The following is a 12,735-nucleotide window of genomic DNA, read 5'->3' on the forward strand; positions in this document are numbered from 1 at the left end:
TTAAACTCTAAAATAGGATTTTTTTTAGGAAGGACTGAAAACCAGTATCTCCCAGACGAGCAACGAGAAACACGCTGCTTTCATTTACCTGCTTCTTTTCTATTGATTTTCAACTGCTGATTTTCCTAAAAGTCTCTTCATCACAGATGATAAACATCTTTGCTCCGTCTGGAATAGGTTCATTATGCTTTCTGGCAACATCAAGTGCATGGCCGTCTGAAATGAGCGTCGCTCCTAAATCGAACAACTCCATCGCTGCCTGCTTGTATGTCCCCCAATGCGGTTTCTTTTCGACCTCATACAAGTTTTCACCTTCCATGTTACTGAGCAATTGTTTGAATAGCTTACTTGAGCCATGAAAGATTGCCGCCTGGGCCATCAGCTTGGATACTGATTCATTCGATAATATGAATTCATCTATATTTGCATGTTCGAACAGTGCAATATGCTTTTCCTTCATAATCTCGGCGATTGTGTATATGTTTTTTCCAGACTGTTTGGATATATGCTCCACCCTTGAAGCAATAAGCAAAGTTTTCCCATCAGCATATTCTGGCAGCCCGATACGATCATCTGTAAATACTGCCACTGACTTTGACTCCAGGATATTAGCCTTAATCAGCACTTCTTCCTCTGCAGGGTTGCCACTGACAAAATGGACTCGTTCATGCTTCACCGGTGATTCATTGCTGTGGTCGACAATAACGATATCAGATCTATTATTGGAGTTCAGGATTTCTTCAACAACGTTTTTCAGCTTATCTTTGGAGGAACCAATCAAAATATAGTGGTCCTTGCCTTTGTATGCCAATTCCCCTTCCTCCTTCATCTTTTTATAAAGTGCCAGGCTTTCAAAAATTTTGCCAATTATGATGCCCATTGCTCCGATTCCAACTGTATAGAGCAATACCATTGTGAAAATCCTTCCGAGGTCACTGCTTGGAGAGTAATCTCCATATCCAACTGTGACGACTGTTGTCATTGTCCACCAGACGGCATCCAGATATCTTGGAAATGTTTCAGGTTCAAGAGTTTTAATAATCAGACTGCTTAACAGGATCACAGCCAAAACAATCAGTGTGATTTTCCACAGACTGATTCTCATCATCTTTGTGAATAATCTTTGTAAAATCCACATGTATGTACCTCCTATCCTAAACGATCAAGCCAGCCGGCAAAAAGCATGATAGGTTGTTTGTGATCTTGCCGCCAACCCTGTAACCAAAAGCGGACGGTTCACCATAGACAAGAAAGCTCCCGGTCAGTATATGTCCGTTTTGTCTCCCATTTTCAGATAGGTATTGGACAGAAGGCAATTTGATATACTGCTGAAAAATTGATGGTACTTGATCGTAATTTTTCTGTTGCTCCTCAAGAACCAATTGACCGCTCGAATCGAAAATCTGAACTGTGTCTCCTTCCCTCCCAAAAATCGGTTTTTTGACATAAGGGATTTTTTTTTCGAGGAAATAGTCTGCTTCCAGATACGTGGGAAGAAAATATTGGTGTATCCATTGGTGCTCTTCTTTACTGAAGAAAGGATCCTTATTTTCATGCATTCCCCAAATTACCGCCTGTACTGCTTTATTTTGCAACAAGAACGCAGATGGAGGATTAATCACAGCCAGTTTCTTTGTTTTTATAAGATCCATCAACCAGAGCCCGATTCTATTCCCTGAATGGTCTTCATCAAGGATCATGCTCTCAATCGGGAAAGTTTGCCTGTACAGAATGTCAATTTTGCGTCCATATTCATCAAAAAGGCCCTCTCCTGGCTGGATTCTTAATTTATCCAATGAGATAAACCTTGAAGGTAATCCGTACAATTCTTGTAAATACAAAACAGTGTTCTTGTCCTCAATATTATCTTCATGCGCTGTAAAAACGACGTATGGTTCCACTTCGGCTACCCATTTTGCAGAGGCATGAACGGCTTTCCTGATAGCTGCGGCTAGCTGCTCTTCTTTTGATTCATTTGGATCTCCATAGCCAAAACTCTTTGCCACCAGTCCATTTACGTGAAACAACTCTTTGATGAAAGTAGGAGTATCGGCATTAATTTCAATGCATTTGTATGTATCATCCGTTTTTATGAGATCAAGTCTTGCAATGACACTTTCTGGATTCAAGGTTTTTAGCCGGATAAAATCTACGGTTTGGTGAGGAAATCCTAACTCAAGTAAGGTATCTTTATCCACCTTTCTCAGCAGGTCACAGATTTTGAAAAACACTTTTCCAACTCTGGAAGTACAAAGCCTGATTTCATCCGCTTCGTTCTGGGAAATTGCTGCTACATCGTATAAAGCGTATTCTTCCCCATATAAGTCAGGCCAGAAATTCTTGATCCCTCTATAGAAATTCATTCGTCTTTTTCGATGGTCTTCCATGGAATGCCTCCTATTCCATGTCGTTTTCATGCAAATTTTTCACATACAGAACGTATACTCCCCGGTCCTCATCAATTTCAGTAGAAGTAACCAACATTTGGCCAATTTCCGGGACATCCGTTACATCCTTTAAAAGATAACGAATGACATCGAGATGGGTTTGGCAAGGAACAGTGGATAGCAATTTGTAATTCTCAAATTCACTATACCTGCGAAATTCAACGTGAATGCCCAATCCCCTATAATTTTTCTCGTCAATGACTGAATTGTTCCTTCCACGGTCCTCAAGAACCAGGATTTCTTCTTCCCCGTTCATTTCATTCGACACTAATTCATATTGGTTTCCCTTGATCACGAAATAGGTGCATAACTGTCGTGCATAAAACTCATCTATGCCAACAGTCGCGGTCGTATATTCATATAAAGGTTCGTAGCCGCCTTTTCCATCATGGATAAAATAAGTCAGTTTTTTCATGGCACTAAAATCTCCTTAATACGAAAGACTCTTGGCTACAATCCAGCCAACAGCAAGTGAAAGTGAAAATAGAATGACACCGACAGAACGATTATCTTCCTCTATCGCTTTTTGAAGGCTGTACCTGATTGTTACAACCTCGGCGACAAAAAACACGAGGATTTGAGTGAAAATTCCAATAGACCCCCAAATTGCCATATCAAGCAGGGAAATTGAATATTCTGCCGCAGCCCCAAGGACAATGGCGAGTCCGAGCATTTTCCCGCCAAGAGAAAGAGCAGCAGTAACATTTCTCTTGCCGATCAGTTCAAATTCCTTGATTTTAGGAGTAGCAAGCACGAATAATCCTACCCCTGCTGTCAGCAAAAGCAGTCCAAGTCCTAAATAAGAGGCAAAATTTATATATAAATTCATTATTCATTCTCTCCCTTAGCCGCCAGTCGTGCTTCTTGACCCGCTTCCGAATCCAGAGCTGCCTTTTGGCGTCCTGTTTTTGTAATTGCTGTCCAGCCTGGCCCCTTTAAATGACGAGCTGTTCTTATACTTCATATAATCATTGCTCTTATAAAGCATCGATCGATTGGCAAAGAACATACCGGCAAAAAAGAAATGGCCAAAGTATGGGGAATTATTATCATCACATTCCCAGACCCCATCTTCAGCATCCCATTCCCAGTCACTACAATCTGTCCCTTCTGGTACCGGAGGGATATCCTGATCCTGTGATGCACTCCAATCCTGTCCCTCACCTGCAGATGAACCCTCATCCCAATCTCTGTCTGGTAAAACCTGCGGATTATTACATGCTGTAGCTCCCATTAAAAGAGCTGTAGCTGAAATCCCAGCCATAACCTTTTTGGTTTTGTTCATATTTTTCACCTCTTTCTATTCAACAGATGTATTTACGGCAACCTAAGAAAAAAGTTTCAAAATTTCATGCAAACTTTAATTCATTCTAACATTTCCCTGGTTGAAATGATGCACAATAAGGTATCTCCTTATCTCTACCGGATCATCACAATATGTCGTTCTTTTACCCTAAGTCCTCATTTCTTCCTGCTACGCATTCTGAGTATTTAAAACCTAAAGTCCATCTGTAATTAAGATTCCCCATTAAAGAATTCTTCAAAATTAAAATCCTCTATTTCTGACTTTCCCAATGCAATTTTTGCTAAAATAATTTCAAATAGGCATAATCCTGTTAATGTAACTATTCCTGTAAACATAATGACAGCTCCTTAAATTCTATTTGCTTATACCATAATTTATGGAACGCGTTTCAGGTCAAGAATATTTTTGTGAGGTTTTTTAAATGGCTAATATACGAGAAATTGCCCGACTGGCTGGAGTCTCTGTTTCAACCGTTTCCCGGGTATTGAATAACCATCCTTATGTTAGTCCGGAGAAACGGGATGCAGTGTTGGAAACGATGAGAAAGCTGGATTACAGCCCTAATATTAATGCAGTCCACTTATCGCGCGGCAGGACAAATATGGTAGGAGTCGTACTGCCAACCATTAACCATCCTTATTTTTCGGAGCTGCTCGAAGGTATTGCTGAAGAGGGAATGAATCATAATATCCAGCTGGTTATTTTCCAGACAGGCTACCGTGAAGAAAAAGAGTTCGAAGCATTGGAACAATTAAGAGGCCAGCTTATTGACGGAGTCATTTTCGCTTCACGGGCAATACCATTTGGAACTTTAATGAATTATAAAGGTGCAGGCCCAATTGTGTTATGTGAAGACTCTGATCAGGAGGAGTTTCCTTCAATATCGATAAAACATGTTGATGCGTTCAATCTCGGGCTGGACTACTTAATCTTAAAAGGTCATCAAAAAATAGCGATATGCCTGGGAAGGCTTGAAGGGACAAATAGCCGTAAACGAAAAGATGCTTACGAGAAAAAGATGAAGATGATTGGCGAGGATGTGCGATCAGAGTGGGTCCTTGGTCAATGTTTAATGATAGAAGATGGAAAAGAAGTGATTGAGCAGTATTTAAAAATGGAGGTAAGGCCGACTGCCTTCATAGTTGGTAATGACCAGGTCGCGACAGGCATGGTGACAGAGGCAAAAAAATATGGAGTTGATATCCCCGGAGAATTGGCCATAATCAGCTTTGATAATCACCCTATTTCAGAAATCATGGACATCACGACAATAAGCATACCCACTAAACAATTAGGTACCACCGCCTTCCAAGCATTGCTTAAGCGCTCAGAGAAAAAAGGATTTGCGAAAAAGATCACCCTTCCATTTCAATTAATCGAAAGAGGTTCCGTTTGAGGGACGCTATCAATAAAAGAAAAACCTGCCTATATTAGGCAGGTGATGTATTAGTTTATACTGCTTTTACGTTCTATAAGGTCTATGTTGTCATCGGTCATATGATAATCATGGCAATCCATAAGTATCTTTTCAAGTGAGTCTGGTACCCTCTCGAAATCATAGGCGCAGATTGTAATCAGCTTTGTATCCTTAAGCATGATATCAGCTTCTCTTTCATATTCGCCAAGATTCTGGAAGATTTCATCCTGATCTCTCCATTCTACATGGGCCCAAGTCTGGATGGGAATATTTTTTTCCAGGAATGGTTCAATCATATTTTCCAGATAACTTAAAATCGTTTCTTTATGGAAGTTGCCTCGATAGCAGTAGAAATCGTAATTATTAAGGGTATGGATCATATCTCTCTGCGTCTCATCAAATTCAGATTTGATCCTTTTCTGGATTTCAGGCATAAACCGGTCATTTTCAATAATCATGACATGGTTGCCAAGTGCAATCGCAGCATTTAAATAGACAAAAAGATTACTAATATATTTATGATCATCCCTGAATGAATAAAAGATATGGGCACCGGTTTCTTCCGCTGATGAAATCAGGTTTAGGATTTTATTGTGCATTGTTATCAGTCTCCTCCTGAATTCAAGGGAAACAAACAATGAATTCACATATTCAAACTATAACCTTTATTATATCATACTTCCTTCCTTTAATCGATTAAACGTGTTTTTCATTTTAATGGCTGATCCATTTTCCACATCAAGCATCCGCCATATTCATGAACATTTACTATATAAAATAAATTGGTGTTTATTTTACAGCATTGGCTGCCAATTTGACCGCTTTTCCATTAAGACTAGATAAAGCCTCTTTATATTCAGCTTCTAATTGTTTGATAATCTCAGATGCAGGCTGAATTTCATTGATGGCCCCAACTCCCTGCCCCGCTGACCAAATGTCTTTCCACGCCTTGGCATTGGTCTCCCTCTGCATGGAATCAAAATTGACACTTTCCTTTTTCTTAAGTGTTTCTGGATTTAATCCAGCTTTCACAATGCTTGGCATTAGCATGTTGGCCTTTACACCTGAAAAAGCATCTGTAAGGATAAGGTCTTCTTGTGTTGCGTCAACTACCATCTTCTTGTATTCGTCATTTGCCATACTTTCCTCTGCTACAATGAATCTTGTTCCCATATAGGCAAGATCCGCTCCTGCGGCCTGGGCAGCAAGGATCGATTTTCCTGTAGTAATAGATCCAGCCAGCACAATGATTCCATCCCAGAAGGTCCTGACAGAATCCACAAAAGCAAAGCTGTTCAATTCTCCAGCATGCCCTCCAGCCCCATTGGCAACAAGAATGAGGCCATCTACTCCGGTCTCTGCCGCTTTCCTGGCAAACTTCACATCACTCACATCAGAAAACACTAATCCGCCATATTCGTGGACAATTTCCACTACTTTCCTTGGGCTTCCCAGAGAGGTGATGACGAGCTGCGGCTTATGCTTTTTTAATAATGCAAGCTCTTCGTCAAGACGGCTGTATGTACTATGCACGACCATATTCATTGCCCATGGTGCGATTTTCCGTTCGGGTTCATGAGTTCTCACATCTGCTAAATCTTCATTCAGCTTGCCCATCCACTCATCAAGTACCTCGATTGGCCTGGCATTAGGGGCTGGAAACGATCCAATCACTCCGTTTTTGCAGCATGCGCTCACAAGGTCAGGCCCGGAAACAAGGAACATCGGTGCTGCTATAGCTGGTACTGTCAGTTGATCCCACCAGCTTTCAGGAACCACTTTACTCATATTATCATCCTTTCTCTACATGTCAAAATTTTCTGAATATCTATATCATAATTTAATACACTTAATAATTCAACAAAGACAAGTAATTTATTATATTAAAAAAAGAATCCGCCACCTTAATGTGAAGGATCCTTTCGATACTTTTTCAGTGTGCCTTTCATACTATTTCGGATTCTAATAAACATTGATTCATGATCTTCTTCCGGATTTTTTAAATAATGCCGCCAAATGAACTGACTGATCTCTTCTATTAACAGCAATAATACAATTGGCAGAATCAAATACCATATCCACGTCCACATCATTCAGGCTCCTTTCGAACAGATATATTATCCTATTCAATTCTTTACCTCAACATGTGTAAGAGTTAAACATTGACAGTATTGATGGAAAAAAGGATCATCGCCGAAGGAAGATTTTCATTCCTTACCTTAGTCTCTCAAGGATATCTTCGCGGTGAATATAAATGATTGCCATTACGAGAAATCCGCTAATCATGATAACTGCAGTGTCTGTTCCAAGAAAATAAAAGCTGATTGGGATCAATAGAAAAGAACCAAGTCCGGCAAACGTAAAACTTTTTAAAAACGGATAGAGTAATAGGAAGCCGCCGATGATGACCAGTGCAGTAAACGGTTCAAAAGCGATCATCCCGCCGATGAAAGTGGAGATTCCCATCCCGCCTTTAAATTTCAAAGTAATGGGTTTTACATGGCCTAAGATTGCAAATCCTAACCCTCCGAGTACTAAATCTGATGAAAATCCAAAGTAATGGCCTGCGATAATGACAAGCGCCCCTTTTAGGGCATCTCCAATAAATGTTAAGATGAATGACAACTTCCCATTTACCCGGCCGGCATTGCGTGCCCCTACATTTCGGCTGCCTTCAGTCCTTATATCCTTTTTTCCCAGCAGCTTTACTACAACAAATCCTGCCATCAAGCTTCCCAGCAAGTATGAACATACAAAAAAAGTAATTATAGCCAAAATAGACACAACCTGTCTTAAATTATTATTAAAGTTTATTCGGTAAAAAGACATAAATTCCTTTAACTGAAACCATTAGAAAAAGGAGCCTTTGACCGGCTCCCTTCTAAGATTTCTGAACAGACACGAGAGTGCCCCTGAAGTATTGCTGCTTCCTCATATAATAGTAGAAGACTAAAAAAACAGCACCGCTGACTAGACGCATACCGGCAGCAAGATTCATAGCAGTATTGATTGAACTAAACTGCAGCAAAAATACCCCAACTTGCGGAGCGACAAAACCGATAATAGCTAAAATGATATTATATTGCGCAATGAAGCTGCTGCGATTTTCCTCCAATGTAACTTCAAGAAGTTGATTGAATAGCAAAAGCACAGTTCCGGAAACAAACAAGCCTGAAGTGAAATTCACAAATGTCAAATAGTACATATTCGTCGAAAGGATCGTTAAAAAAGGTGCGGTCGCCATGCCTGCCGCTGTAAATGCAAGCATTTTGGCATTGCTGTGCTTATCAGCCATCCTACCCCACCATTTGAAGCTGATGATTTGTCCTACCTGGTTCGCCACTGTGATAATGCTGATCCAAAACCCAGACATATGCGCAATTTTAATATTATAAATATTGAACAGCGGCCAAGCCAGCTGCCAGGCAAAGTTGAAGAATAATCCGCAGATCAGAAAATAGATGAATGGTTTATGTTTATAAGCGTCCCAGCCGAAATTCACCCGTTTCAATTCTTTTTTCACTTCTTTTTTAGGTTCTATATGTTTATTCAAATAAAACACTTCCACGACACCGAAGAAGAATGCCAGAACAAACAGTATCTGATATGGCATAGGATTCGCTTTGTCAAACCACTGAAGCCCAATACCAATCATCAATGTGGTGAACATGCCAGCAATGGTCAGAATCCTGTTCCTCTCACTGAAAAAACCGCTCCTCCTGCTATCAGAAATAAGATCGCCAATAAATGACTGCCAACTGAGCATCGCAAATGAACCAGGAAGATTCATAAGGCCGATTAAAATAACAAACGTCCATGCCCTGTACTCCTGAGGCAGGTAAATGACAAGGAACATCGCAAGCAAAAAGAAGCGAGTAAATAAGATTGAAAGGCCAGTGAACCTCTTCTTTTCCTGAAGCCGGCTCATGATTGCAGTCCCGAGGATCATGGCGAACATCCCTACGATTTGCGGAAGCGAACTAATTAAACCTACTTGGTAATTCGTTGCACCAAGGACACCGATCGCGAAAAGAGCAAAATAATTATTGCTCATGCTGGTTACAATTGTTGAAGCAACACCATTTAAGATACTATTTTTTTCATTCCGGAGTGCCTGTTCAGAAGGACTTTGCATATCTTCTTCCTCTTTCAAATGATTCAAATTATTTTGTAAATCGAAATATCCACCTAATTTTACTCCTTCTGTTTTTTACTGGCAATAAGAATTTTATCCATTATTTAAACAAAGATTATTCTGAGAATTTCTTTCTTGAGGCATGAAAAAAAGGAGCATAAGGCTCCTTTGCGATTAAACGTTATTCAAGACCAATTTCAATCTGTTGTTACGCTCTTCTTTTTCTTTTTCGTTCGCAAGGTCATACTTTTTAAGGAGATGGAACACTTCGTTCAGGATATCCTGGGTATGTTCTTCCTCCAGAAAATTGCTGAATGAGGCTTGGATTTCCTGCGGCAGGAACTCCTTCTGTGACTCGTACTTTTTTTGGACATCTTCCTTGCTATGGTCAATTTTGCATTCTCCCATATCAAAAATCCCTCCTTACAATGGATACTGTTAGCATAACAGACTCTCAATTGCATCTTCAATTCACTTAATTAATTGTTTGGATTCCTTTATTAATCCTGATGAATATTCCAAACCTGACTCATCCAAATTTAATCGTTAGATACAGCATTGAAATCAATCCGAGGATAAAAGAATATGTTGGAAACTTTATATGCTTCTCCTGGCTTTCTGGTATCAGTTCCTTATATATAACAAAAAGCATCGCCCCAGCTGCAAAACTTAAACCGTATGGTACCAGCCCATCAACATCTGCTGCAAGAAAATACCCGATTACCGCTGTTACAATTTCTACAGCCCCTGTAAAGGTAGCAATTAAAAGCGATTTCAGTTTCGACATATTCTGATGTATTAAATAGATCCCTACGAGGAATCCCTCAGGTGCATTCTGCAGGCCAATAGCAAAGGCTATGATAGCACCAAGATTATCCTCACCGGATCCGTAACTGACACCGACTGATAAACCTTCGGGCAAGTTATGAAGTGTGATCGCCGTAACAATCAATAATGTTTTACGATCAACACCTGATAAAAATTTAATGTCACTAGTATCAAGATCTTCCGATTTTGAGTTGATGAAATTCAGAACAAATGTCCCTAGCAGCATACCAACGCTTAACACCCAGATATTCGATGCTTTTAAAGACTCGGGTATCAAGCTGAATGTTGTCGCTGCCATCATAATGCCTGATGCATAACCAAGAAGAAGTGACTTCACTCTGGAAGAGACATTATTTAAGAATAAAACTGGTATTGCTCCCAAACCCGTTGCCATCGCGGAGATGACCATGCCCAAAAAAGCTTCAGCCATAATTTTTTCCAATGCCTCCTATTTTACAAAAGTAAAATACTATTTCCCTTAAATAGGGAAATTACACTTGGAAAAATTATTCTTTGTATTTTCATGGTGCGACTAATTCTACTTTTATCCGATCTGGATCTTCGAAAAAGACTGCATAATGTCCATTCCCACCAGCAAAAGGGTGCCTGTCTTGATATAGGATTGGGATGTTTTTTTCCTTGAGCTTCTCTGTCATCCAATTTACTTGTTCCCTTGAACTTGCATGGAAAGCAAGATGGTTCAGGCCTACTCTGGAACGATGATAACCTGATTTAATAAATTGATCCTCTGTCTGTACAAAGACCAGATAAGTCGACTGGTATTTCCAGCTGATTCCCCGATCCCATTTTTGATGGACTTCGTATCCTAATTCGCTTAAAAACCAGTCCCAAAACGCAATTGTTTGATTAAGGTCCGTTACATTGATTTCGACATGATGCAACATCTGGTTTCTCCCCCTTTCCAATACCGCCTTTTGTATCGGGAACCTTTTAATTGGAAACAATATCATAAAATGATAAAGGACGTCATGTTATGTATCTGGTTGTAACCGTAGCTATATTCCTTATTTTAGGCTATTTTGTCGTTGACTGGAAACGTTGGCGGGATTTCTATCCGACAATACAATATTATATAATATGCAATTTAATGTATAACTTTATTTTCTTTAACCATACCTTGTGGGCATACAATCCAAGGACTCCATGGCTGAATCACACGGTTATAGATTTGGTTTTCAGTTTAATCATCATCCCGATCATCATTATGATCTATCTGGAACATATCCCTGCGGTATTTATAAAGAAACTGCTTTATTGGACAGGATGGGTTGTGCTGTTTACTGTCATCGAGTATTTTTTTCAGAAAATGGACTTATTTATTTATCGTAATGGATGGAAAATCATGGATTCAGCACTCTTCAACGGGATAATGTTCACTGTGCTTTGGGTTCATTATAAACGTCCTTTAGCAGGCATATTGATCTCGATTCCCATCATTATCCTTCTGCTCTATTTCCACCACCCAACATTCATGGATTTAAAATAATTAAGATTCTCAGCCTTTAGCTTTGCTTCCTGTTCGCTTTTGTTAATATAATAATGAAAAGTGATTAAAGACGAAACTTTCATTCAGGGAGATTTTATGATACGTACAATTTCTGTTAGTCATTCTGACCAGATTCAAACTGGCCGAAGTATAGAGAAAATTTTATCAGAAAATGACAAATGGTATTGGATTGATTTCAATGCACCGACAGAAGAAGAAATTGAATTTTTAAGAGAGCCTCTTAAATTCCATCCATTATCGATTGAAGATTGTATCCATACCTTGCAAAGACCTAAACTGGATTACTATGATGATTATCATTTTTTTGTTTTTCAGGCATTGAATCCAGAAACCATGCACAAGGAAGAGGTCGACCTATTCTTGGGCCCCAACTATATCATCACTTTCCATAGTGACAACACACGTGAAGTTGAAGATGTCTGGATGAGATTGGAGCTTTCCAAGACACCAGCAGAATGGAATCCCTCTATTGTCCTTTATCATGTTTTGGATAAAATAGTTGATAACTATTTTCCGCATGTCTATCGCATCGAGGATTTGTTGAACGAAATAGACGAAAATTCAGCAGACCGGTCAATGGAAGAATTGCTCGAGGACCTATTCGACACAAGGCATGAGCTCCTATCACTCCGTCATACCATCACCCCTATGAGAGATCTGGCATACAGAATGATCAACTCTCATCGTCTCTCTGGTGTTCTTGAGCAAAAAGAATATTTTGCGGACATCCATGACCATTTATTAAGATTGGCTGAAAAGGTTGAAGCCAGCCGTGAGTTGACAACAGATATTCGTGATAGCTATTTATCGATGAACGCTCATGAAACGAACCGGGTGATGAAAGTACTCACTGTGATCACAACCATTTTCATGCCTCTTACCTTCATAGCCGGAATTTACGGAATGAACTTTGAGAAAATGCCAGAACTTTCTTGGAAGTTCGGTTATTTTGGAGCTTTATTCGCCATGTTCATCATTGGAATAGCCATGTTTCTCTGGTTCAGAAAAAAAGGCTGGTTTAAATAAAGTGCCTATGCAAGAGACCATTGAAGTGTTTTCAATGGTCTCTTGCTT

17 protein-coding genes are annotated in these 12,735 nt (G+C 39.7%); 3 read left to right on the forward strand and 14 right to left on the reverse strand.

The features are described 5' to 3' along the window. Positions 1–109 precede the first annotated feature (109 nt). The 6 genes from QNH36_RS13690 to QNH36_RS13715 form a co-directional block, all read right to left on the reverse strand. Positions 110–1,138, reverse strand: coding sequence for an ion channel (locus QNH36_RS13690; protein ID WP_144480590.1), 1,029 nt, complete (start codon positions 1,136–1,138; stop codon positions 110–112). Positions 1,139–1,154: 16 nt separating this feature from the next. Continuing rightward, positions 1,155–2,387: a glutathionylspermidine synthase family protein gene (locus tag QNH36_RS13695; protein WP_283903665.1), complete on the reverse strand. Its 1,233-nt coding sequence runs from the start codon at positions 2,385–2,387 to the stop codon at positions 1,155–1,157. A gap of 10 nt (positions 2,388–2,397) precedes the next feature. After that, positions 2,398–2,862 (reverse strand): RNA helicase, encoded by a 465-nt coding sequence (locus tag QNH36_RS13700; RefSeq protein ID WP_144480584.1) that lies wholly within the window; start codon positions 2,860–2,862, stop codon positions 2,398–2,400. A 15-nt stretch (positions 2,863–2,877) separates the two neighbouring features. Beyond that, positions 2,878–3,276 (reverse strand): DUF350 domain-containing protein, encoded by a 399-nt coding sequence (locus tag QNH36_RS13705; RefSeq protein WP_144480582.1) that lies wholly within the window; start codon positions 3,274–3,276, stop codon positions 2,878–2,880. Positions 3,277–3,291: 15 nt separating this feature from the next. Then, the gene (locus tag QNH36_RS13710) at positions 3,292–3,732 is read right to left on the reverse strand and encodes an aminotransferase yhxA (protein WP_144480580.1); all 441 of its coding nucleotides are present in this window, start codon (positions 3,730–3,732) and stop codon (positions 3,292–3,294) included. Between the two features lie 230 nt (positions 3,733–3,962). Then, the gene (locus tag QNH36_RS13715; protein WP_260983665.1) at positions 3,963–4,088 is read right to left on the reverse strand and encodes a hypothetical protein; all 126 of its coding nucleotides are present in this window, start codon (positions 4,086–4,088) and stop codon (positions 3,963–3,965) included. Between the two features lie 86 nt (positions 4,089–4,174). On the opposite strand from QNH36_RS13715, the gene QNH36_RS13720 reads away from it, so the two are divergent. Further along, positions 4,175–5,149, forward strand: a complete 975-nt coding sequence (locus QNH36_RS13720; RefSeq protein WP_144480578.1) for a LacI family DNA-binding transcriptional regulator — start codon at positions 4,175–4,177, stop codon at positions 5,147–5,149. Positions 5,150–5,199: 50 nt separating this feature from the next. Here QNH36_RS13720 and QNH36_RS13725 read toward each other — a convergent pair whose 3' ends face one another. From QNH36_RS13725 to QNH36_RS13760, 8 genes are all read right to left on the reverse strand, one after another. Beyond that, a complete protein-coding gene (locus tag QNH36_RS13725; RefSeq protein WP_144480576.1) occupies positions 5,200–5,769 on the reverse strand; it encodes an MEDS domain-containing protein in 570 nt (189 codons plus the stop codon). 190 nt (positions 5,770–5,959) lie between these two features. Next, positions 5,960–6,958, reverse strand: a complete 999-nt coding sequence (locus QNH36_RS13730) for an NAD(P)H-dependent flavin oxidoreductase (protein ID WP_144480574.1) — start codon at positions 6,956–6,958, stop codon at positions 5,960–5,962. 116 nt (positions 6,959–7,074) lie between these two features. After that, positions 7,075–7,263 carry a hypothetical protein gene (locus QNH36_RS13735; RefSeq protein ID WP_144480573.1) on the reverse strand — a complete coding sequence of 63 codons (189 nt, stop codon included), beginning with the start codon at positions 7,261–7,263 and terminating at the stop codon, positions 7,075–7,077. A gap of 121 nt (positions 7,264–7,384) precedes the next feature. Next, complete coding sequence (locus tag QNH36_RS13740) at positions 7,385–7,945, reverse strand: glycerol-3-phosphate acyltransferase (protein ID WP_186326862.1); 561 nt, start codon at positions 7,943–7,945, stop codon at positions 7,385–7,387. Positions 7,946–8,051: 106 nt separating this feature from the next. Next, a complete protein-coding gene (locus tag QNH36_RS13745; protein WP_144480569.1) occupies positions 8,052–9,305 on the reverse strand; it encodes an MFS transporter in 1,254 nt (417 codons plus the stop codon). 174 nt (positions 9,306–9,479) lie between these two features. Beyond that, positions 9,480–9,713 carry a group-specific protein gene (locus QNH36_RS13750; protein ID WP_251540365.1) on the reverse strand — a complete coding sequence of 78 codons (234 nt, stop codon included), beginning with the start codon at positions 9,711–9,713 and terminating at the stop codon, positions 9,480–9,482. A gap of 121 nt (positions 9,714–9,834) precedes the next feature. Continuing rightward, positions 9,835–10,563 (reverse strand): ZIP family metal transporter, encoded by a 729-nt coding sequence (locus tag QNH36_RS13755; RefSeq protein WP_144480873.1) that lies wholly within the window; start codon positions 10,561–10,563, stop codon positions 9,835–9,837. Between the two features lie 91 nt (positions 10,564–10,654). Further along, positions 10,655–11,038, reverse strand: a complete 384-nt coding sequence (locus tag QNH36_RS13760; protein ID WP_144480565.1) for a VOC family protein — start codon at positions 11,036–11,038, stop codon at positions 10,655–10,657. 89 nt (positions 11,039–11,127) lie between these two features. On the opposite strand from QNH36_RS13760, the gene QNH36_RS13765 reads away from it, so the two are divergent. Both QNH36_RS13765 and corA read left to right on the forward strand, forming a co-directional pair. Next, positions 11,128–11,640, forward strand: coding sequence for a CBO0543 family protein (locus tag QNH36_RS13765; RefSeq protein ID WP_283903666.1), 513 nt, complete (start codon positions 11,128–11,130; stop codon positions 11,638–11,640). Positions 11,641–11,736: 96 nt separating this feature from the next. Beyond that, a complete protein-coding gene (gene corA / locus QNH36_RS13770; protein WP_144480561.1) occupies positions 11,737–12,687 on the forward strand; it encodes a magnesium/cobalt transporter CorA in 951 nt (316 codons plus the stop codon). The last annotated feature ends 48 nt before the right edge of the window (positions 12,688–12,735 follow it).

Source organism: Mesobacillus sp. AQ2, assembly GCF_030122805.1.
In the GTDB taxonomy this organism is placed as follows: domain Bacteria; phylum Bacillota; class Bacilli; order Bacillales; family Cytobacillaceae; genus Mesobacillus; species Mesobacillus oceanisediminis_A.